The sequence below is a fragment of the Bacillus methanolicus PB1 genome (genome assembly GCF_000262755.1).
GTDB lineage: Bacteria > Bacillota > Bacilli > Bacillales > Cytobacillaceae > Bacillus_Z > Bacillus_Z methanolicus.
On the sequence record NZ_AFEU01000002.1, the window covers coordinates 704450 to 727214 of the forward strand.

15 protein-coding genes are annotated in these 22765 nt (G+C 37.6%); 10 read left to right on the forward strand and 5 right to left on the reverse strand.

Annotation, left to right across the window (positions count from 1 at the left end; genetic code table 11):
- Positions 1 to 25 precede the first annotated feature (25 nt).
- Entirely contained in the window at positions 26 to 1222 is a 1197-nt protein-coding gene (locus PB1_RS08500; RefSeq protein ID WP_003351342.1) for an IS256 family transposase, read from the reverse strand.
- An 831-nt stretch (positions 1223 to 2053) separates the two neighbouring features.
- On the opposite strand from PB1_RS08500, the gene PB1_RS08505 reads away from it, so the two are divergent.
- On the forward strand, positions 2054 to 2530 hold the full coding sequence (locus PB1_RS08505) for a competence protein ComK (RefSeq protein WP_003351912.1): 477 nt from the start codon (positions 2054 to 2056) through the stop codon (positions 2528 to 2530).
- A gap of 618 nt (positions 2531 to 3148) precedes the next feature.
- On the opposite strand, the gene PB1_RS08510 is transcribed toward PB1_RS08505, so the two are convergent.
- Positions 3149 to 4429, reverse strand: coding sequence for an IS110 family RNA-guided transposase (locus PB1_RS08510; protein WP_003349981.1), 1281 nt, complete (start codon positions 4427 to 4429; stop codon positions 3149 to 3151).
- Between the two features lie 515 nt (positions 4430 to 4944).
- On the opposite strand from PB1_RS08510, the gene PB1_RS08520 reads away from it, so the two are divergent.
- The 3 genes from PB1_RS08520 to PB1_RS08530 all read left to right on the forward strand — a co-directional run bounded on the left by PB1_RS08520 (position 4945) and on the right by PB1_RS08530 (position 8390).
- Positions 4945 to 6660 (forward strand): methyl-accepting chemotaxis protein, encoded by a 1716-nt coding sequence (locus tag PB1_RS08520; RefSeq protein ID WP_003351914.1) that lies wholly within the window; start codon positions 4945 to 4947, stop codon positions 6658 to 6660.
- A gap of 370 nt (positions 6661 to 7030) precedes the next feature.
- Positions 7031 to 7519: a sigma-70 family RNA polymerase sigma factor gene (locus PB1_RS08525; protein ID WP_003351915.1), complete on the forward strand. Its 489-nt coding sequence runs from the start codon at positions 7031 to 7033 to the stop codon at positions 7517 to 7519.
- A gap of 199 nt (positions 7520 to 7718) precedes the next feature.
- Positions 7719 to 8390, forward strand: a complete 672-nt coding sequence (locus tag PB1_RS08530; protein ID WP_003351916.1) for a carboxymuconolactone decarboxylase family protein — start codon at positions 7719 to 7721, stop codon at positions 8388 to 8390.
- Positions 8391 to 9195: 805 nt separating this feature from the next.
- Here the strand turns inward: PB1_RS08530 and PB1_RS08535 are convergent.
- From PB1_RS08535 to PB1_RS08545, 3 genes are all read right to left on the reverse strand, one after another.
- Positions 9196 to 9930, reverse strand: a complete 735-nt coding sequence (locus PB1_RS08535; protein WP_003351917.1) for a plasmid pRiA4b ORF-3 family protein — start codon at positions 9928 to 9930, stop codon at positions 9196 to 9198.
- 316 nt (positions 9931 to 10246) lie between these two features.
- A complete protein-coding gene (locus PB1_RS08540; protein ID WP_003351920.1) occupies positions 10247 to 12076 on the reverse strand; it encodes a diguanylate cyclase in 1830 nt (609 codons plus the stop codon).
- A 166-nt stretch (positions 12077 to 12242) separates the two neighbouring features.
- Complete coding sequence (locus PB1_RS08545) at positions 12243 to 12842, reverse strand: DUF5317 domain-containing protein (protein WP_003351922.1); 600 nt, start codon at positions 12840 to 12842, stop codon at positions 12243 to 12245.
- A 363-nt stretch (positions 12843 to 13205) separates the two neighbouring features.
- Here PB1_RS08545 and PB1_RS08550 point away from each other — a divergent pair, with 363 nt between their 5' ends.
- The 6 genes from PB1_RS08550 (at position 13206) to PB1_RS08575 (ending at position 22755) form a co-directional block, all read left to right on the forward strand.
- Entirely contained in the window at positions 13206 to 14519 is a 1314-nt protein-coding gene (locus PB1_RS08550; protein WP_003351923.1) for a UDP-glucose dehydrogenase family protein, read from the forward strand.
- A 126-nt stretch (positions 14520 to 14645) separates the two neighbouring features.
- On the forward strand, positions 14646 to 15308 hold the full coding sequence (locus PB1_RS08555) for a hypothetical protein (protein WP_003351924.1): 663 nt from the start codon (positions 14646 to 14648) through the stop codon (positions 15306 to 15308).
- A gap of 5 nt (positions 15309 to 15313) precedes the next feature.
- Positions 15314 to 16534, forward strand: a complete 1221-nt coding sequence (locus PB1_RS08560) for an efflux RND transporter periplasmic adaptor subunit (protein WP_238533118.1) — start codon at positions 15314 to 15316, stop codon at positions 16532 to 16534.
- 61 nt (positions 16535 to 16595) lie between these two features.
- A complete protein-coding gene (locus PB1_RS08565; RefSeq protein WP_003351926.1) occupies positions 16596 to 18344 on the forward strand; it encodes a M14 family zinc carboxypeptidase in 1749 nt (582 codons plus the stop codon).
- Between the two features lie 263 nt (positions 18345 to 18607).
- Positions 18608 to 22096, forward strand: coding sequence for a S8 family peptidase (locus PB1_RS08570; protein ID WP_003351928.1), 3489 nt, complete (start codon positions 18608 to 18610; stop codon positions 22094 to 22096).
- A gap of 113 nt (positions 22097 to 22209) precedes the next feature.
- Positions 22210 to 22755, forward strand: a complete 546-nt coding sequence (locus PB1_RS08575) for a transposase (RefSeq protein WP_003351930.1) — start codon at positions 22210 to 22212, stop codon at positions 22753 to 22755.
- The last annotated feature ends 10 nt before the right edge of the window (positions 22756 to 22765 follow it).

Sequence of the window (22765 nt, forward strand, 5' to 3'; positions counted from 1 at the left end):
AAGGGGGTACCCCCTTCCAATCAAATTAAATTTCGCGCTCGCGCGGGACATTCTCGTTTTTCGAAAAAATGCTTTTTTTCTTGGCTTGTTCCTCATCATAATCCATTAAGATAGCTCCAATCAGCCGATAGGCAGACTGCGTATTTGGAAATATCCGGATCACCCTTTCACGACGGCGAACTTCCTGATTTAATCGTTCCAGAGAGTTGGTGCTACGGATTAAGCGATGCCATTTTGCAGGCTGACTTAAATATTGGATGGCGTCTTCAAAGCCCTCATCTAATATCTCCAGTGCCTTTTCAAGTTTCGGATTCTCTTCATAGCGCTTAAAGAATTCATTGCGAAAGAAACGGGCATCTTCTACTGTTACCGCTTCAAATATCCTTTTTAAATCGACAATGACCTCTCCCATGCCTTTTTTAGGCAATGTGTCAATGATATTTCGCTTGAAATGAACGGTACAACGCTGCCATGATGTTCCGATAAATTCCTTTTCTATCGCTTTCTTTAATCCTTGATGGGCATCAGAAATCACCAGCTTTGGGGATTGCAACCCCCTTGACTTTAACTCACTCAAGAATTCCTTCCATGCTTCATAGCTTTCTTTATGATCGACTTTAAAACCAATTACTTCCCTTTTTTGGTCCTGGTTAATGCCGGTCGCAATATACACAGCTTTAGAAACGACTTTATGGTGCTCACGCACTTTAATATACATAGCATCTAAAAAAATATAAGAGTAATATTGGACATTTAACGGCCGGTTTGCCCATTGTTTGACAACTGGATCCAGCTTTTCTGTAAGGGATGAAACAAAGGATTTAGACACTTTTTCCCCGCATAATTGTTCTACCACATTCGTCACTTTGCGTGTAGACACTCCATTTACAACCATCTCAAGCATGGATAAGACAAAGGTTTGGTCCACACGCGCATATCGTTCAAAAACAGATGGTGCAAAGTCGCCATTACGTGTACGGGGAACTCTTAATTTTATTTTTCCAATGCTTACAATAAAGTCACGATCATAGTAGCCATTTCGGTAATCCTTGCGTTCGGAGGTGCGCTCATAAGCCTGAGCCTGTAAATATTCATCACGCTCTTTTTCCATGTACTCATTCAAGACTAAAACAATGGTTGATTTGACTACCGCGTCAATATTTGAATTCATAACTGAATCTTTTAAAAGGTCCATATTTAGGGTAAACTGTAATTGGGTCATAATTAAATCTCCTTTTCCAATGTTTTTTAGGCATTAAACATTGTAACCAAAAGGGATTAATTTGACCCCTTTTCTTTTTACACAATTATACGGACTTAATCCTAGAATGGATTAATAGATTGCCGGAGAATTGATATATGAGCCTTTATTTTGAAATATGAGCCTTTATTTTGAAATATGAGCCTTTATTTTGAAATATGAGCCTTTATTTTGAAATATGAGCTTTTATTTTGAAATATGAGCTTTTATTTTGATAAATGAGCCTTTATTTCGAAAAATGAGCCTTCATTCTGATATATGCGCCTTCGTTTGAAAAAATGCGCTTTCAATCTAATTTATGCGCCGTTGTTTGAAAAAATGAGCCTTCATTTCGAAAAATGCGCCTTCGTTTGTAAAAACGAGCCTTTATCTTGAAGTATAAGCTTTCCTTCTAATATTTTGAAAAAGACCGGGCCCGGCCCGGTCAAGATTTCCTTTTCGAATAGCTCTCCTCGGTAATATTGTTAAAGTTGCCTTCCGCTGGTTCATAATCGAGAATTCCATTTCATGAAACTCTTCGATAGTCCCTTACCGAAAAAATATTCCATATTTTTCATAATTTCGATTCCAAAATAGTTTTTGTAAAAATTTTATCAGTCGTATGTTGAAATTCAATAAACTGATTGTAAATTTCTTACCAGATGCCGAGATCTATGCTGGAAGCTATTACTCATAAAATTACTTTTTGTTAAAAATTTATTAATATTAAATATACAATTGACAAATATATACATTTTGATTATTCTGGAAATAATTTAGGATATAAGTCATAGGAGTAAAGGAGGAAAAATAATGGAGAAAGAAAAGTTCCATTATGAATTAAATCCGAATACGATGGCTGTTTTGCCTATTAGGGATGAAAGGTATGGCAGTAAAATTCTTGAGACAGATGATGTACTATATTCTGTAAGAACTCCTTTTCAACTAATAAAGGATGCTTGTCTCGAGGGTGGATCAACCTATGAGGGAAGAAAACGGGCAGTTGTTCATTTGACCGGAACCCAAAATAAAATTCCTGTACCGGTTAATCCGCAACTGGATATGTATGCTTTCCCGACGGGATCGCCCAGATCTTTTGACTGTCAATGGATTTTTCACAACCATGTAAAACGAATTTTACCCGGAAAACATCGTCAAGGTTCTATCATAGTGTTTTCCAATCAATCCCGGCTGCATCTTGACATTTCTTATTATGCTCTTCAAAAACAACTTCACCGAACGGCATATACAAAGTTCCGTTTTTCCTCACCTGAGAAAGTCCTTTCTTAATGTATTCTAATATGGGCTTTTGTTATTTTTGTCTCAGACAATTGCCTGCTAATCGTTATACATAACTAGAGTTTACTTTTCTATGCATAACTAAGAAGACAAGAAATATGAATCTTTTATAAAATTACTATTAAACAACATCGCTGACTGGTTGCTTGCCTGTTTAGAAACAGTCAAATCATAACCGAAATTGCAGGTATGTCCTCCCTCTATATACTTTAATTTTCTCCCGAATACTCCCGTTTTCTCTAAATTTCATTAACACCTAATAGTTGATCCACCGAAAATCATGGTTATAAATTGAATTTCTTTAAATTCCTTACAGATGGGGGGCCATCCTATCAACCAAACTGGTATTGTTTGGTAATAACAGTTATGACCGTGCGCAAAATCTCCACTCATCTCACGGTCGCTAACCCTCCCATGTATCACCGGATTGGGATCCATACATTCCTTCGTCCTGCGTATCCATGAGGTGGAGGTCGGATAAGCTCCTCGGCTGGGTCATAAGCCCGTATGGTAAAAATAAACTCCGACTCGGCACTATTGGTGTTTGTCTTTAGAAATACTTGAAGTATTCGATAGTAATTTGGTTAATAAGTTGGTTAATAAATCGGTTTAAGCAGCTTGTAATGTAATTTGAGGCAATCCTCGCAATAATTTTGAACCATCAAATTCACACTGTTTTTGACCAATGACAAATAAGACACGTAATAGCTTACAACACAGGGCGATGAGGGACTGTTGCTTTTTTAAAGGCCTTTCAGATCGTTTTGTATAGTATTGATGTAAAGCTTTAAAAGTTGGATTATGGGCAACGAGTGGCCGAATCGCTAAGTACAGAGCTTTACGCAGCCTACTTCGTCCCCGTTTCGTTATTCTGGTTTGTCCTTTAAATTTTCCAGAACTATGCTCACGTAATGAAAGGCCTGCCAGATTAACTAATTGCTGAGGGTGACTGTACTTTGTGAGATCACCCACTTCAGCGAAGAATAGAGCGACTGTTGTAACACCTAACCCAGGAATATTCATCATTTGCTTAGCACCTGGGATCGTTTCTACAAGAGCTTCTAGCTCCTGATCCAACTCTTCCAACTGCGTTTGATAAAGCTCATATTGGTCAATCAGATATTCCATTTCACGTTTGGCAAACTGAATCCCGATTTGAATTCCAATGCTCTTTTTGGCCGTTTCTACTAGTTTCGTTGCTCGCTTTATTCCAACTGCTCGTTGTACAAATGGCTTCCACTTTGAGAGAACCTCTTCAGGTGTCATTTCTTTAATTTGAGAAGGAAATGGAAACAGTTTTAGCGTGCAAAGAGCTGCTTTTCCTTCCCAATCCCCGAAAACATCGAAAAACTCCGGAAAATAACGTTGAATCAAATTCTGAATACGCCCTTCTGTGATGGCAAGCTGTTGAGTGAGCTGATCTCTTATTTTGACGCCTTCTCTTAGTTCCGCGTAAATGCCGTCTAAGAGATTTGGTACGGAGTATCGGCCGTCTTTAATCAGCTGTGCAATCACTCTGGCGTCTTTTGTATCGTTTTTTGTTGGAGAATTGTCATCAAACTCTTTGCTTTTCTTTACATGCATTGGATTGACTAATACAAAGTCGTAGCCCTTTGCGGTAAGAAAATAAGCGAGATTTAACCAGTAAGGCCCGGTTGGTTCAACCCCAAAAATCACATGATTCTTATCATTTTCTTTTTGGTGTCGCTTCACCCAATCTAAAAGCATTTGGAAACCATGTATGCGGTTTTCAAAGATCAAGCGTTTTCCAAATTCAATTCCTCGATCATCTTGTGCTCGTGCAACGTGCTTGTCTTTTGCAATATCAATGCCGATAATTAATGTTGATGGTGTGATTTGCGAGATTTTTTGATTTTGCGTATAATTCATATCGAGTCCTCCTTGGTAACTTATTAATTCGGGGTCAATGCATTGACACCCTGTACTATACCAAGAGGGCTCTTTTTGTTTCAAACCTCAAATTTCTTCATTACAGGAATGCTCCTTATAATTAATAAAACTTTTTTATAAAGAGCCAGGTTAGTGAACCAATATATTTTTCAATGCAGTTCTTACAGTGTTTTTTAATAAAAAAACGCGGAAGCACTCAACGAGATGGTTGATTGGCTTCCGCGTTTTTATTTTTGCCAAAAGTTTGATTTTGAGGGATTTATTTATTTCCTCCAGATGGATTGCTTTTTGGTAAAAATCTCCGTACAAAACCAGCAACTCTTCTTCGTAATCAACATTTTTTTAAATGCAGATCAAGTAATATGTTACAGGTGGTCCCTTGAGGCGTTCTAATATGGTATAATTCAACAATATATGACAATTTTCACGTCATTATGCAGTAATTTCCAATTCATTTTGAAGCAGCTAAATTAGAAAAATGAAAGGAGAAATATATGAAGATATTACGAAATCTAAGAATTTATCAAAAATTGTTAATTTTGCTGACCATAACCGCCCTTTCATTAGGAGCAGTAGGAGCAGTTGGATTAACCTATGTAAGAGAAATGGCACAAAAATCAGAATATACGTATAAAGAAAACTTGGTGCCAATTCAATGGTTAGGACAAATCAGAATTAATAACCGCGCTCTCGATTCTTATACTTTAGAGCTTTTGATTACTACGGATTCTACACGGAAATTTGAACTGAAAGAAATGATTGACTCTAAGATTGAAGAAACCGATTCAATGATTAAGAAGTACGAGAATACACATATGACTGCTGAAGCAATGAAAAAGTTCGACTACTATAAACAAATCATGAAACAGCTTCGGAAGTCGAGAGAAGAAGTAATTCAATTGGCTTCACAAAATCGATATGAGGAAGCTTACAAACTTTATTTAGAAAAAGTAGCACCACAACGAACCATTGCAAATAATATTCTCTCTGAATTAGGGGAGCTAATTGAAAAAATCGCCGGAAAAACGAATTCCCAAAATAAGCAAGATTTTAGAAATGCAACCATTATTTTAGGCATTGTCATTGCAGCAGCACTTATTTTTTCAATTGCAGTTGGGATTCTGATTACAAAAATGATTGTAAAACCAACGGAAGAACTGAAGAACTTGCTCTCTAAAGCGGAGAAAGGAGACCTTAATGTCAAAGGAAGCTACCAATCAAAGGATGAATTTGGTGCATTGACAGCATCTTTTAATAACATGATCCAAAGTTTGCAAAGAATCCTTCTTACTGTCAATGAAAACTCCCATCAAGTGGCCACGGCATCAGAAGAGCTGACTGCAAGTGCAGATCAAACAACAACAGCATCTGAAAATGTAGCGTCTGCCATTCAAGAAATAGCAAGCGAATCCGAAAATTCTAAAAACAAACTCGAGCAAAATGCTGATGCGTTGAAGGAAGCTCTTGAAGGAGTTTTACGAATAGCAAATAAATCAACTACTGTTTCAGAATTAGCGAAAGAAAGCGAAAAAGAAGCGGAAGAAGGAAGCCAATTTGTAGAAAACAATTTGGCTCAAATGCGGTCGATTCATGAATCCATCCGTAAATCCAATGAAGTAATTCAATCTCTTTCACACCGTTCCCAAGAAATCGGGAAAATACTTGATGTCATAAGCGGGATTGCTGACCAAACCAATCTTTTAGCTTTAAATGCAGCTATCGAAGCTGCTAGAGCGGGAGAACACGGAAAAGGGTTTGCAGTAGTAGCTGACGAAGTAAGAAAATTAGCTGAACAATCGCAAACTTCAACGAAAATGATTGCAGATTTAATCAAAAGAATTCAAGAAGATACAGAAGAATCTGTTCAGATTATGAGTGAAATTATGAGTAATGCAGAGAAAGGTGTAAAAGTCTCGGTTGAAACATCGAATAAGTTTATGCAAATTTTAGACAAAACCAGAGATATCACCCCGCAAATTCAAGAAATTACGGCAACCGTTCAGCAAATTACAGCAAGTGTGGAAGAAGTATCTTCTTCCGCATCTGAAATTGCTCTACTTGTTCAAAAAAATGCAGCTAGTTTTGAAGAAGTTGCAACGACAACAGAGGAACAGCTTGCTTCAATGGAGGAAATTCATGCTTCGGCAAAATCCCTTGCCCAAATGGCGGAAGAACTGGAATCCCTTGTCAGACAATTTAAGATTGAGTGACATAAGATGATATTCCGGCCAATATTTAACTGTTATATTCATCGATTTTGAGCATTTATGAGTTGTTTTTGGTTTTAGCAAATTACCTTTCACATTGTATAGTTTCGAAAAAAGGGTCTGACTTCGGGTCTAGCCCTTTTTTATTTTTGGAAAAAGGAATTGTTATAATTTTTTAAAAATATACGATTTTTCAAGAATTGACTCTCTTTTATTGCAAAAATTAACATTTTTCTTCGTGAAAAAGGCCAAATTACCCTTTTATTCTGCTCAAAAACCAAATTTTCTCTGTTCGAGAAAAATTTCTGAGGGCGTTATGGTATAGCTACCCGGGAATATAAGAGAAAGCGCGCTTTCCTGAAAGGATTTCATAATGGAAAGCTTTGAGCAGTTGGCGAGGCAATATGAACCGATGATCCACAAACTCATTTTCACTTTAAACATTTACAAAAACAAAGAGGAATTTTATCAGCTCGGGTTGATCTCCTTATGGGAAGCGAGGCGGCGATTTAATCCTGAAAAAGGAAACTTCACGAATTATGCTTTTACGTATATAAAAGGAAAGTTTTTAACGGAATTGACGAGGGAAAACAAGCATGAAGAACGGAACATCTATCCGAAGGAAGAGTTTTGGGAGTTTCTTGAAGATCCATTTACCGAAGATCCGTTTGAAGTCAATCTATTATTGTCGTATTGCGAATCATTAACCCCTAACCAAACAAAATGGGTATTGTACACTTTCCTGGACGGATTGACGATAAAAGAAATCGCAGAGAAAGAAAATGTGTCCGTCTCGGCCGTCAAAAACTGGCGGAAAGGTGCGAGAGAGAAATTGAGAGGAAGTTTGAAAAGCTGCAGGTAAAACCGGACTTCTTTCGCGCATTAACTCTTTTGTAAAGGATGAGCATATGGCCTTCAGCAAATGGGATTTGTTTTTCGGCCAAAAACATGCCGCTTGTCAGGTCCGGGCACCAAGGTTTCAAATAATTGATTATTTTTCAGTATTTTCAGTATAATATCAATATAATTAATATTTACGCATTAAATTGGGAGGAATGACAATGCCTGAAACGGTTAATAAAGAAAGTTTGTATCAAAAATCTTACTTTTCTAGATTGCCAGAATTGAAAGATTTAGCACCGGAGGCTTTCCGCGCATTTGTAGAATTTGACCAAAAAGCTCTTGCTGAGGGAAAACTCAGCCAACCGTTGAAAGAATTGATTGCCATTGCTGTTGCTCATACGACCGGTTGTCCATATTGCATCGACGTTCATGTTGGGAAGGCGAAAAAATTGGGTGTCACGAAAGAACAAATGGCAGAGAGCATATTGGTAGCAACTGCCTTGAAAGCAGGATCCGCACTTGCTCATGGCGTTAATGCATTAAATTCATACGATGGAGAGGGAGGTCAGGAGCTATACAAAAAAGAATATTTTGCTAGAATTAAAGAGTTTTCCAAGTTATCGGGGGATGCATTTGCTTCCTTCATTGATTTTGATAAAAATTCAATGAAAGATGGAGTATTAAGTGCAAAGGAAAAAGAACTTATTGCAGTAGCAGTAGCACATACAACAGGATGCCCGTATTGCATCGATGTTCATACTTCCGGAGCAAAGAAACAAGGTGCAACAAAAGAAGAATTGGCAGAAAGCATCTTTGTTGCAACAGCTTTAAAGGCTGGTTCTGCCCTAGCCCATGCCGTCAATGCTCTTAATGCATATGATCAAGAATAGTTGAAAGAGTTTAGCGTGATGATAACCGTAATGGAATTTAGTGAGAAATTATCGGAACGAGGGGTTTGCACCGTTTATTCTCTTTTAGATTTGTTTTAATGGTGGTATTGCCTAAAAAAGAGAGCGGCTGTCTCATAAGGGTCTGACCTCATGTGCATTTATCACTATATAGCACATTTATCCAACATTATGTTCTATATATTGGGGCTGTCTCATAAGGGTCTGACCCCATGTGCATTATCACTATATAGCATATTTATCCAACATTATGTCCTATATATTGTGTTATGGGGTCTGACCCTTAGGCTTGAGACAGCCCCTTAGGCTTCTTAGACAGCTCCCTCTGAATCATGTTCGAGGGAAGGTTATGAACTTTTATTGTGAAAAATTGGTCTTAATATTAAATATATGAGTCTTTAATCTAAAATATGAGTCTTTAATCTAAAATATGAGCCTTTGATTTAACTTATGAGCCTTTATTTTCATATATGAGCCCTTAATTTCGTTTATGAGCCTTTATTTTCATATATAAGCCTTAAATTTCATATATGAGCCCTTAATTTTATTTATGAGCCTTCACGAACTAATGCCTTATTTCATGATCACTTATTGTTTGGATTCTGTAATATAACTGAGCATTAGAATACGTCTCCGATGCAGTATCGCTCTGTATATCACTTTTGTCTTTTAGAAAATAAAAACCCGCAATGGAAATATTGCAGGTTGCAGTATATCAAAAATCCTTTTTTTCGTAACTTGAAAGAGTTATTTGAATCTTTAACAGATGAAAAATTTAATAAAAGTATTAAACAAATTTAATTTTTTTGAGGGCTTTATTGATTTCCTCCAGATCGAATGCTTCCGGGTCGAAATCTCCGTACCATTCCAGCAATTCTTCTTCGTATTCATCGATTTCCGTATTTGTGCTTTCTTTGCTGTTCTTTTTTAACGCATCAATGATGGACAAATAACTGTAAACACCCCCAACATCTTCCGGAGGGCAAGCACGTTTGCCTTTTAGGCAAATAGGATGCTTTAGGTTTTCTTCCGCTTGTTCAATCTTTTCGACTGTGATCGTATGCTCCCAATTGTCGCCGAAATCATAGGTGTACGTAATTTTTTGATTTTCTTCGTCCAGCCAATTTCGGAGCCGCTCTCTCCTGGAATCTGCCGTTTCCCTAAAGGTTGGAAAGAAAAATCCGAAATCTTGTTCCTCATCGGGAATTTCGATAAGAAAATCGTTAATTTCAAAGCTGTATAAGTGGTAATTTCCCCAGCCCATTGTTGTTTGGATGATGTCATGCAGCTGGTGAAATGTGATATTGCTTGGCACTAGAATACGTCTCCAAATAGGTGGGCGTATCCCTTTAAGGCTTATTTTCAACTGGTAAAGTGTTAAAAGGCGGGAAGAAGTTGCAGCTTCAATTGCACTTATTAATAGTTTATCCATTTCTTTTTTTTCCGAAGGGGAAAGATTTTCATAATTTTCTGTTCGTTTAAAGTCTTTAATGTAGTTGGAGAGCAGTTGTTGTAGATTCACGGTAATTTCTCCTTTTTGAAATATTCTGGCGACGGCGGAACGTCAATGTTTTCTTGCTAGTTTAAAAGGCAAACTCCATTACCATGATATCATACTTATTACAGTCGGCGGCTCTTTCAATTGTATTTTCTGAAGAAAAAAGAACGGGTGCCAATTCTTATATGAAAAAAGCAAAAACGCAAAAAGGGAATTCACATGTCCGAGACGAAAGAAAGCTGATGAGAGTATGTTTCGGAGGAGCGTGAGCTTTCCTTTTTTTGAGAGGGGGTGCCCATAACAAAAGAGCGTATTCCGCTCTTTTGTTTGGTTGATCGAACTATGTCAAAACTTTTTCTTCTTTGACGAGATAGTGCTGTTCGATTAATTCAATAAATGGTTCAACGAATTCTGGATCAAATTGTTTCCCTGAGCATGCTCTTAATTCTTGGATGGCTTCTTCGAAGGTTTTTGTTTTTTGGTAAGGTCTTTCAGTTGTCATCGCGTCGAACGAATCAATGATGCATAAAAGCCGGGCTAATTTTGGAATGTTATCTCCTTTTAATCCATATGGATAGCCTTTCCCGTCGTAACGTTCATGATGGAGCTCAACCAATGGGATAAGTTCCTCTAATTGTTTGTTCGCTGAAATGATTTCTTTTCCCCAAATTACATGCTTTTTCGTTATTTCCCATTCATGCGGATCAAGCTTTCCTTTTTTATTTAAAATATCCCGAGGAATTTCCAGCTTTCCAATATCGTGGACTAATGCCCCTAAAGTAAAGATTTTTCTTTCATGATCACTTAGATTGAGTTTTCTCGAAAAATCGACTGCATATTGGAACACTCGTTTACTATGACGATAAGTGTAAATATCTTTTGAAAGGAATATTTTTAATTGCTGTTCCGCTTCCTCCAGCTCTTTTTCAATTGACAAACACTCTTCAACCGAATACTCGGACTGTTCATTATACATATATACAATATTTTTTCCTTGAGCTTTTGAAAAGTACATCGCTTGATCCGCTTTGCTCAGCAGTTCCGATGTGTTATAGGTCCCTTGTTGATATTCAACTATCCCTGCAGAAAACGACAAACAGCCGTAAGGAAGTGCTTCCACTCCTTCTACATAGGTATCATTTGCTTTTTTCCTTAACCTGTCCATAAAGGATAAAGCCTCTTTACTGTTCGTATTTGGCATCAAAATAGTAAACTCTTCGCCTCCATAGCGGGCAGCGATGTAATTCTTTGCTTGCACCTCAGTTTCTAAAAGAGTGCCAAACTCCTTAATCAAATGATCACCTTGAATATGGCCGTAAAAGTCGTTGTATTTTTTAAAATCATCCAGATCAAGCAAGGCTATACTTAAAGGCTGTCCGGTTTCCCTCGCAGCTGAAACTTCTTTTTCCAATATCTCTTTGAAATATCCATGATTATATAATCCGGTAAGATAATCCTTATTAGCTTTAGTTGATATGGCTTGATACTGTTCAAAGTGTTGGATGAACGCAATCGATAATAACATCGCAATGCCATCAAATAGGAAGAGGCCGAATATTCCTACTTCATTCATTAATATCCCTAGAACAAGTGAAAGTAAAAATATGTTAAAATAGCTAATTAAAAAGGTTCTATCTTTTATAAATCTCTTTAAGACTTTGATTGAGTTCTCAGTTTCGGATAGCAAGAAATAAATACTAATGAGAGAAGTATTTAAGATAAAATACACGCTTAGTGACAGTATGTATGGAAATAAATTCTTTGTGTTAATATATCCTACTTCTCCGCCGCATAGTATAAAAACATAGTAAGACAATATGATCATTAAGCTGTAAATTGAAAAATTAAATATATGTTTCCACCAAGTAATCTTCCATTGTGATGCGGCTAAGATGATCGCATGAAAAAATAACACATCCAATGTAAGGTCCAACCCAAATAAAAAGATGCTTGCCAAGTAAATGGCAGAATCCATTGAAAGGGAGTTACCTTCAGGTGGAATGAGGATTAAATAATGACTTAGGAGCACAACAGATCCAATTAGAGCAAAAGAGACCACCGTTTGAGGTGAAGCGTTGAATTGAAATTTGTGCAGAATAAAAAACATGGAAGTCCCTAGAATAGAAACAATCATTAAATAAATATTAGATGATTTTTTTAATGCCTGCATTTTAAATTCACTCACATTTAAAAACTATTTAGAAGGGAGAAGTTATTAAAAAAACAACTTCCCCCTTTTTTTCATTATTAGACTAGTCTGAACCCAGATGTTAGTGCAACAATTATAGAGCCAATAATGACCGCATTATATAAAATGCCAGTTAGCTTAACTCGCTTCATCTTGGTTCACCTCCTTTTAAAAAGGCAGAGGTGGCGTCGGCAGCCTTATTTTCCTTTAAATGATCGAGCATTAAATGCTGGATGAAAAAGAATATTCCGATATTCATAATCACATCGCCGATACTAATAATCTGGGTTCGCGGATAAGGATCTGTTAAAGGAATAATATCGCCCAAAAATCCAAGCTTAGTAGATTCTGTTAAAATTGCATGTTTCGCGTATAATTCTTTTTTAAGTGCTTCTAAATACCCAGGTTCCAAAACAGCTGCAGCCTCTAAAGAAACAGGCATCCTTCCTCCATTTACAGCCATTACCAGAAAATTAAGAAATACTCCGATCAAAATAAGCATAAAGCCTTTGTGATGCCGATTTATAAATAAAAAGAGCATTCCGAGAATATAGACAATGATATAAATATAGTTGCTTGCTTGTCCGAGCCATTTAACATCATTTTGAAAAGCAAATATCAGAAATTGAATTGCAAGCAAAAGCGGAAAGACCCATCCCCACTTAATTTTTAGCTGCGACAACCCTTTTAAATTCCCTTTTCGTAAAAAGCCAACAATAAACGATAATATGATGCCATCAAATACCATTTTTAATAACCGCCTGTGCAAGAAATTTTTTTAGAAAATACAAAATATAAGTATAAATTGGCTAAACAGGCAAATATTTCTACAATAATGATAAATAAACACTATCGCAATTTCAATGATTTTTCAACAAAATTATCTATAAATTTACAAAAAATATAATAAAAATTTAAGAAATAAAAGTGGCACCGTTTCAAAATGATTATACTACGGAGAAATGACTTACTTTTTTCTAAGATCGGGAGAGTTGATTAATCGAAAAATACATCGTTTGAGTTTTATGACTTGGGAATTATAGCATTGTTATAATAAAATAATGATATATTGATTCTTTTGTTTTTATTTTTAGAAAGGAAAGTGAACCTATTGAAAATCATTGCGGTAGTGGGCACAGGCTACGTCGGTTTAGTAACAGGGGTTTGTCTGGCTGATATCGGTCATCGTGTTACGTGCGTAGATATTGATGAGCGGAAAGTAGAAACAATGAAGCAAGGGGTTTCGCCAATATATGAGCCGGGTTTAGATGATTTAATGAAGAAAAATATTGAAAATGGCAGGCTCGCATTTACGACGAGTCATCAAGAAGCGTTTGCCGATGCGGAGGTAATCTACATAGCGGTCGGTACACCGCAACAAGAAGATGGTTCTGCTAATTTACAGTTTATTGAACAAGCCGCCAAAGATATAGCGGAAAATATTATGCGTGATGGCGTTGTTGTTGTGACGAAGAGTACGGTTCCGGTTGGTACGAATGATAAAGTGAAACGTTGGATTCTGGAGCATTTGCAGCATGACGTGCAGTTTGATGTTGTTTCGAATCCGGAATTTTTACGAGAAGGCTCGGCAATTTATGATACGTTTCACGGCGATCGGATTGTTATCGGAGCCGAAAATGATCGAGCTGCTAATATTGTTGAAGAACTGAACAAGCCGTTTGGAATCCCGATTTTCAAAACGGATATACGTAGTGCTGAAATGATTAAATACGCTTCCAACGCTTTTTTGGCGACAAAGATTAGTTTTATTAACGAAATTGCGAATATTAGTGAAAAGCTGGGTGCAAATATTGAAGATGTCGCTTACGGTATGGGTTTAGATTCGCGAATAGGTTCACAATTTTTAAGAGCCGGCATCGGCTATGGAGGCTCTTGTTTTCCGAAAGATACGAAGGCGCTTGTGCAAATTGCCGGAGATGTTGAGCATAAGTTTGATTTGTTGGAAGCGGTTATTAACGTGAATAATAAACAGCAAGCGAGGTTAGTAGAACTTGCGCTTAATCGTTTTACTAGTTTGCGAGGAAAGAAAGCGGCGATGCTCGGGTTGGCATTTAAGCCGAATACCGATGATATGCGCGAGGCAGCTTCCATTGTCATGGCTGAACAGCTTATTAAAGAAGGAGCAACGGTTGTTGCTTATGACCCAATTGCAATTGAAAATGCAAAGAAATTCATTGGTGATAAAATTATATACGTTGAAACGATTGAATCGGCCCTGGAACAAGCCGACGTTGCTTTTATTGTTACGGAATGGGATCAAATTAAAAAATTGCCGCTTGATACATATGCAAAGCTAATGAAAGAACCGATCGTCTTCGATGGACGAAATTGCTACGATTTAGAAGAAGTAAAAAAACATTCTATCGAATATTACTCTATCGGCCGGCCTGGCATAAAGAATTAAAAAAAGGGGGGTCTGGCCCCTACTTTAGTAGGGGCCAGACCCCCCTTTTTTTCGCCATTTTTCTGGCATTAATTTCAATATTCGATATATAATAAAGCTATTGAAAATAGTTTGGAGGAGCGGATTATGATTTATCGCATGAGGCTTTTTAGAGGAATCCTCGAACCAAATACCTATTTATATCAAATGGAAAAGGCAGAAGTGATCAGGGGATTATGGGTCAGGCTTCTGTTATTAATTCTTGCCAGCGGCCTCGTTTTTTTTATTGGCGGCTATTATGGAATTGGATCTGAAATTCTATCAAAATATATAACAGAATTTAGCAGGAGTGAATTTGAAACTTATAAATTATTTGTCATAATTGGGCAATTTATTTGGGGGATTTTTTATGCGGCGGCCGTTCTTTTTCTTCCGGCTTTAATTTTTTGGGCTCTATTTGAAACGGAATTTCGAAAATTGCTTGTAATGCAGGCTTTTGTACTATTTTTTTTAATAGCTGAAAAAGCAATACTTACTCCTATTCAAGTAACTCTTGGAATCGGCGCGGAATCTTCTCCACTGTCTCTTGGTGTAATAACCCAATACATAACAGATCATGGCTGGCTGGCACATTTCTCCGGTGCGATTTCAATTTTTTCTGTATTAGGGATCGTCATTCAATATAAAGTGTTGGAAGCCATTACTGATAAGAATCCAAAATTTCTTCTTGCAATTGTTATGCTTCTTAACTTGATCGGCTGGGGTTTAGAAGCAACGTTATCTTATCTTGGACTTGAGAAACTTATTTAAAGGTGGTGACTTCATTGGGAAAATGGCAGCGGGGAGTTTTAATCGCATTCTTGATTGTTTTTATAACGGGGAACTTGTTTTTAATTTTAAAAAAGGACAGCAAAATCGATCGGGCCGCTTTTTTTGAAAAGTGGAATGCTGCTAAAAAAGAAGATCTTGCACAAACAATTCATACTTCCGGTGTAATTGCGCCTCTTGAAGAACACCATTTCTATTTTGACAGCCAAACAGGGGTGTTTGATAAATTTCTTGTAAAAGAGGGAGAAACGGTGGCATCAGGTACTTCGCTATTTGAATACAGAACATTGGATATCGAGGCGGAAGCTGAAAAAATAGAAATGGAAAAGGAAAAAGTTGAAAACCAGATTCAAAGTTTAGAAGAACATATCGATCAATTGGAAGCTTATCGGGATTCATTAACATTCGACGAAGAAGAAAAATCCTCAGAAAAATCAATTCTATCCGGTATTGAAAGAGATATTTATGAAAAAGAGCTGGAAAAGAATTTACTAGAGCAAGAAGTAAATAAGTTTGAGGATCAGTTAAGTTCTTTAAATGACCAGTCGGGGAAAATCACCGTGCTTAGTGATGTGGATGGAATTGTAAAAAGAGTGAGGGAAGATTTGAAAAACCCTGTTGTGACTGTTGTTTCTTCTGAACCTTCTGTGAAAGGGACTTTCAGTGAAGAGGAAATGAAAAAGGTGTCTTCCGGGATGAAGGTTTATGTGTCGTCCGGGTCTTTCAAGAAACGAGTCGAGGGAATTCTTCATGAAATCCGGGAAATTCCTGAAAGTGAACCGGCGGTGGAAAAAGCGAGCCGTTATCCTTATACAGTTCAGTTTGATCCAGAAGATGCCGAAAAAACGCTGATCGGATCACATGTTGATGTAACGGTTGTAACGAAAGAAGTGAACGGAGCTGTTACGGCGCCTTCGAATGTTTTAGTGAAAGAAAAAGCCGGATCGTTTATATGGATTTTGAATGAAAGCGGAAAAATTGAGAAACGCAAAGTTTCCCCCGGCATGAAAGCAAACGGCAAAACGGAAATAAAAGACGGATTGAAAAAAGGAGAATTCGTGATCACGAATCCAAAAGCGATTCAAAAAGGAGAAGGCCCATCCTTTATCACCCCATTAAAAGCAGATGAAATAACCAAAAAAGATCTAAAAAGATTGAAAAAAGAACAAATATGGAAACCAATCCTTAAAGGTTTTCTTTCTAGGTAAAAAGGCGGGGCCAGACCCCTACTTTAGTAGGGGTCTGGCCCCTGATTGGGGAGGAAGGTATGTGAGACAGTTAAGAAATAAGATTTTTTTTGCTTTTATTTTTTTCTTATATTTACTAGCAATTGGAGAAAAGTCGGCAAGTGCCGCTGCAATTGTTAATCCGAATCAAGTATATACATATGAAAAGATGGAACAGGATATTATTAAACTTGCAAAAGCGTACCCTGATCTTATTACATATCGCGTCATTGGAAAAAGCGAATATGGGAGAAACATATACGCTCTTTCTTTGGGGAAAGGGCAGCCGACCGTTTTTATTAACGGGTCCCACCATGCCCGTGAGTGGTTAACAACCACTTTAAACATGTATATGATTGAACAGTATGCTGCTGCATATAAAAGCGGAAGCAAAATTAGCGGCTATGATGTCCGAAGTATTTTGAATAATACGACAATTTGGTTTGTACCTATGGTCAACCCGGACGGAGTTACTCTTCAGCAATCCGGTCTAAAAGCTTTTCCGGCAGAAGTTCATCAACAGCTTATAAAAATGAATGGCGGCAGCAAAGATTTTAAACGATGGAAGGCAAATGCAAAGGGAGTAGATTTAAACCGGCAATATGCAGCCGACTGGGCGAATATAAAATATGATGCGGGAAAACCGTATTATAAGAACTATAAAGGGGAAAAACCTCACAGTGCTGCTGAAACAAAAGCCATTCTGAACTTTGTCTCCCGAATTAATCCTGAAGCCGCAGTGGCTTATCACAGCAGCGGTCAAATTTTATATTGGTATTACAAACAAACAGGCAGTTGGTATGACCGCGATCATGCTTATGCGAAAAGGATCGGCAAAATGACCGGCTACAGTCTTGTGTATCCAGGTCCGAATCCTTCCGGTGGAGGCTTTACCGATTGGTTTATCTTGACCTACAAGAGGCCTGGCTTTACGCCAGAGATAGCCAGATTCGTAGATGAAACAAATCCCCCTGTTTCCGAATTTCCGAGAGTTTGGAAAGAAAACCAAGGGGTAGGTCTATACGTTGCGGATATTGGATCACAACTGTATCAATCCCGTATTGCACCGGTGATCCGGCAGGCTAATAAGCAAATTTCTAATGCAGTATCTAAATCGAAGGTATTGCAAATCTATTATTCTGGAAGCATTAACGATAAAAACGATATTGTTATTTCTAGTAAATTTGCGCACGCTTATCAGTTGGCCAATAAGGAAATTCAAAATGCACAAAAAAGAATTTCAGCGCTTCCGAAAAAAGATCAAGATCGTTTGGACAGACAGCTTCAAGAAGCAAACTATTATAAAAATAAAGCAGCTGTTTTTATAGATACCGTTAATAACGGAAATAAGCTTGCAAGCATGAACGCAGCGCTTATGTCCACTTTGGAAAAAGGCATTCTTGATAAAAATACTGTCGATCAGTATCATCAATTCTCGTATCAATTGAAAAAAACAGAACAATTTATCAATCGTCTTTATGGTCCACATGTGCGAAAATTAGCAGCTGAAAAATATGTTCTTCCGGCAAAAATAACGAAGGAAACGATTATTTATGAGATTTCAAGATTCATGCTAATGGAAGAAATCGAAGCAGAATTAAATACTAACCAGGATCTTTCGCTTATTGAACAAAAACTTGCCGAGCTGGATCGATTAGAAAAAAGATCCATTGCAATAAAACAGGCAGGTAATAAGCTTTACTCCGGAAAGTATCGAAACCTTCCAGAAATTGAAAAAATCCTTCAAGATATGAAAAATAACATTCTTGAACGGGCCGGGGCTGTCTCATAAGGGTCTGACCCCATGTGCATTATCAATATATAGCATATTTATCCAATATTATGACCTATATATTGTGTAATGGGGTCTGACCCTTAGACTTTTTATACGGTGTCTTACCTAAAAGACCCATCTATCGCGGTGGCTGATATGCCATGGAGGTTTGAGACAGCCCCTGGCCCCCTCTTTTTTGTCGAATGGAAAAACTTGCTATTAACTCTTTTATATGTTTCTATAAATATAGTAGTAACAATATTCAAAAGAGGGGGAGCGAAATGAAAAAATGGGTCAAGCAGGCCGCGTTAGTGGCAGCTGGACTGGGGTTGGCTGCAAGCAGTGTTTTAGCGCCGTTAGCGGTTTCTGCTGAATCAAAGATTGGCAAGCAGCCTGGGGTTGCAGCAATTCAGGTCAATCAGCCGCTATTGCAAAAAAAATTGGAGCAAACCGAGAAATCTGCGTTAAGTGATGATACGTTGATCATCAAATTCAAGAAACCTCTTACGCAAACGGAGCACCAAATCGCAGGCGGCATCTTAATTAAGCAATTTTCAGAATTAAATTATGCAGTGGTGAAAGTAAAAGATAAAAAGAACCTACATAAAACCATTAAAAAATATAAAGATTTTAGCCAGGTTGTTTCTGTAAATCCCAGTGCTTTTTATAAACCTCTTTCGATAAAAGATCCTAAAATAAGCGAACAGTACCAAATAGATTTGCTTCATTTAGAAAAAGCCCAACAGCTGGCAGGGAAAAATCCCGTTACAGTTGCAGTAATCGACCAGGGGATTGACGGCAATCATCCTGACTTAAAAGGTCGGCTCTTACCGGGATACAACGCAGTCAATCCAATGAATCAAGGTACACCGGATTTTCACGGCACACATGTGGCCGGTATTATTGCAGCCAATAAAAACAACGGGATAGGCGGGTATGGTGTAAATCCTCATGCAAAAATACTCCCAATTGATGTCTTTGACCGTGCGTGGGGTGCAACCGACTACGCTATCGCCCAAGGGATTCTCTATGCAGTTGAAAAAGGAGCAAAAGTCATAAATATGAGCCTTGGAGGGCCAATGCGTTCTCCTTTAATTGAAGAAGCAATAAAAAAGGCGACTGAAAAAAATATTGTCGTCATTGCGGCTGCCGGCAACACAGGCGATGACACTTTAAATTATCCTGCTGCTTATGAAGGCGTGATTAGTGTAGGATCTATCAATAAAGAAAAGCAGCTCTCAGATTTTTCGAATTATGGAACTTCTGTTGATATCGTTGCACCTGGTGATGAAGTCTACAGCACAATCTATGAATATGAAAGAAAATCAAGCTATCGAAAAATGAGCGGAACCTCTATGTCTTCTCCGATGGTTGCTGGTGTTGCTTCTCTCTTGCTGTCAAAATATCCTAAGCTGACACCAGTGCAGGTAGAATATATATTAGAACATACTGCAGAAGACCTTGGAGATAAGGGGTTTGATATTAAATTTGGAAACGGAATGGTAAACCCTGTCGCCGCTCTTCAATTCGACATTAAAAAACTTCCTGCCATGACAAAAGGAACAAGGACAGAAAAAGAAATTTTAGATAAAGCAGAAACTGTTCCGTTAACAGAGAAAATCGATCTAAAAGGTTCAATTACAAAGCCATTTGAGGAAAAATGGTATAAAGCAGAAGTCCGGAAAGGGGAGTTAGTTCAATTTATATTAGAAGGAGCACCTCAATATGATTATAAACTAATGGTGCATCTATACTCACCGGATGGAAAAACTGTACTGGATATTAACAAAGTGAGAGAAGGAAAAACGGAAGGGAAACTTTTTGAAGCTCCATTCACAGGGACCCTCGCTTTCGGAGTCAAGGATGCGAATGGAAGTTTTGACGATTCTAGAAGAGCTCTTTCAAAATATAAACTTTCTGTAGAAAAAGTATCGGAACAACCAAAAGATGAAACGAATTTTTCTAATCCGATAAAGATTGAACTTCCTTATAAGTCAAATGAGGGTTTTACTTTAGTGGGAAAAGATGCCGACGATGATTTTTACAAGTTTTCCGTAAAAGAACAACAAGTAATTAAAGTAGATTTATCTGCTCTGCCGGGTGTAGATACAAGTATTAGCGTATATATGGCTGATCAATTTTTACCGCCTGATGATCCGGAGTTGACGGAAGAAAAGAAAAAAGCGATTTTAGAAGAAATGCTTTATGGCAAGCATCCGATTGAACCGGCATTTTACTCAAACAAAGCAGGCAAGAGTGAAGGAGAAACCTTGACTTTTATGGCAATGCCGGAAATGGAGTATATGATCAAAATCTCAAACAAAGTGGATAACTTCTTTGGAATGTATGACTTTTTTATAAATTTCGATATGCTTGAAGAAGAGCAAGTGTCTGAATCATCCTTGGTTCCATATGAATTTAAAGTGGAAGGAAAAGTAATTCCGCCGGATGAAGATATGTTCCCCATCTTGAACAAAGAAGGAGCGGACGCTGAAAAACAACTGGATAAACAGAGAGAGGCTATTGTGGAATCTGGTAAGCCTGAGGAAGAGATTGATTATGTTGAAATGATAAAAAATGGCTCCCGGCCTTACGGAATCGGTAATGAAGCAAGCGGTTATCTTCAAATGTTTGAAGATGAAGACTGGTTTGCTGTCACTCCGCAAGAAACGGGAATTTATGAGTTTGTTTTATCAAAAAATGAAGCAAGTATTCCAATGATGGAAATTTATAAAATTCAAGAAGAAAAAGACCGGAACGGCAAAACCGTTAAATTTTTAAATCCAATTGGTTCTAACGTAAATTGGGGCTGGTTTGATGTCCAAATAGCTGAAAAATTAATAACAGGTTTAAAGAAAAATGAAACGTATTATATTAAAGTTAATGTTGAACAATTAAATGGAAATATTTCGTTTGATCCATACAAATTTCATTCAAAATTAATTTTGAAAAACCCTCAGGATAAGCATGAGGATAACGACAGTTTGGAAAACATTAAAAATTTGCCCGGATCAGCGTTTGAAGGTAATTTTTCCATGCCGAACGATCAGGATGTCTTCTATTTTGAATCAAAGAAGAGTCAGGTTTACGGGGTGACGATAGGGCAAAAAGCAGTCGATCAAAAATGGAAATCCAAATATCCAAAAGAGTTGATCAGTCCTGTTTTTGGTATGGCCGTTGTTTTTGAAGACGTTAATAAGAACCGCAAACTGGACGAAAAAGAATATGATCGAATCCAATACATTGACAGAGGCATTTCAAGCGGAACTGCCTTTGGATCGTTTAAAGCTGAGAAGAACAAGAATTACATTTTGATTATTTATGGTTATGTAGATGGATTACTTCCGTTAAGTTTGCTGCCTTATAAGTTTGCCTTAGGGCCGGTAAATCAAAATGACGAAGATAAGGGCTCGGCAGTGAAGAATAATATTCCATCTAAGCCGCTAAAGCTCAAAAAAATTAACAGCAGGCAATGGAAGGCTGCCGGTTATCTCAATGCAGGAGTTCCATATGGCGATGAAGACTGGTATGAACTAAAACTCGACAAGGACATGAAGGGTAAAATTGAATTGGCCGCCGGTGTTGAAGTTGACGGCATAGTATCTCTCTATAAGAACGGAAAACATATTGCAACATCAGACTTCTACCCTGAAGGAGACGGAGAAGTACTATACGTTCATTTGAAAAAAGGCACTTACCACATCAAAGTCCGAGATACATTCGGCAACACAACCTTGACGCCATACACTTTAAACATTCAATTCCAGTAAACAAAATTGTAAAGGGCCTGGCCCCTACTTTAGTAGGGGCCAGGCCCTTTACAATTTTGCAGGATAAAGTATGTTTATGTCGAATTTATCAAATGTGAAAAGGAGGTGAAATCATGGTAAGAAAGCGAAGACAATGGTATCCGGGTGCGACATACCATATCTTTAGCCGGGGGATTAGAAAACTGCCTATTTTTTATGATGACGAGGACCGAAAAGTATATTTGGAACAAATGTTAAAAGTAAGAGAAAGATACCCCTTTAAGCTTCACTGTTATTGCCTTATGACAAACCACATTCATCTTCTTCTAGAAACTGATCAAGTTCCTCCATCTGATATAATCCGCCTGCTTCACACTCGTTATGCAATCTATTTTAACCATCGCCACCAATTATCCGGACATGTTTTTCAAGGTCGATATACTGCTAAAATCATTGATAGTCTGACCTATTTCTTAGAAGCCAGCCGGTACATTCATCGTAACCCTATAGAGGCAGGGATGGCAGAGAAGGCTCAAGATCTTCTTTGGAGCAGTTATATTGCATATATTGAATCATCTGTTCTCCCATTTATCACCACTGAAAAAACACTCTCCTATTTTGAAAGCCCCTCTGCTAAGAATTATCAACTATTTGTTGAAAACGAGCGAACCGATGAATAAAAGAAGGGGT

Coding starts and splice junctions, on each gene's coding strand:
- PB1_RS08520 (WP_003351914.1), top strand. CDS start 4,945: ATGAAGATATTACGAAATCTAAGAATTTATCAAAAATTGTTAATTTTG.
- PB1_RS08570 (WP_003351928.1), top strand. CDS start 18,608: ATGAAAAAATGGGTCAAGCAGGCCGCGTTAGTGGCAGCTGGACTGGGG.
- PB1_RS08530 (WP_003351916.1), top strand. CDS start 7,719: ATGCCTGAAACGGTTAATAAAGAAAGTTTGTATCAAAAATCTTACTTT.
- PB1_RS08540 (WP_003351920.1), bottom strand. CDS start 12,076: ATGCAGGCATTAAAAAAATCATCTAATATTTATTTAATGATTGTTTCT.
- PB1_RS08555 (WP_003351924.1), top strand. CDS start 14,646: ATGATTTATCGCATGAGGCTTTTTAGAGGAATCCTCGAACCAAATACC.
- PB1_RS08500 (WP_003351342.1), bottom strand. CDS start 1,222: ATGACCCAATTACAGTTTACCCTAAATATGGACCTTTTAAAAGATTCA.
- PB1_RS08575 (WP_003351930.1), top strand. CDS start 22,210: ATGGTAAGAAAGCGAAGACAATGGTATCCGGGTGCGACATACCATATC.
- PB1_RS08525 (WP_003351915.1), top strand. CDS start 7,031: ATGGAAAGCTTTGAGCAGTTGGCGAGGCAATATGAACCGATGATCCAC.
- PB1_RS08545 (WP_003351922.1), bottom strand. CDS start 12,842: ATGGTATTTGATGGCATCATATTATCGTTTATTGTTGGCTTTTTACGA.
- PB1_RS08505 (WP_003351912.1), top strand. CDS start 2,054: ATGGAGAAAGAAAAGTTCCATTATGAATTAAATCCGAATACGATGGCT.
- PB1_RS08510 (WP_003349981.1), bottom strand. CDS start 4,429: ATGAATTATACGCAAAATCAAAAAATCTCGCAAATCACACCATCAACA.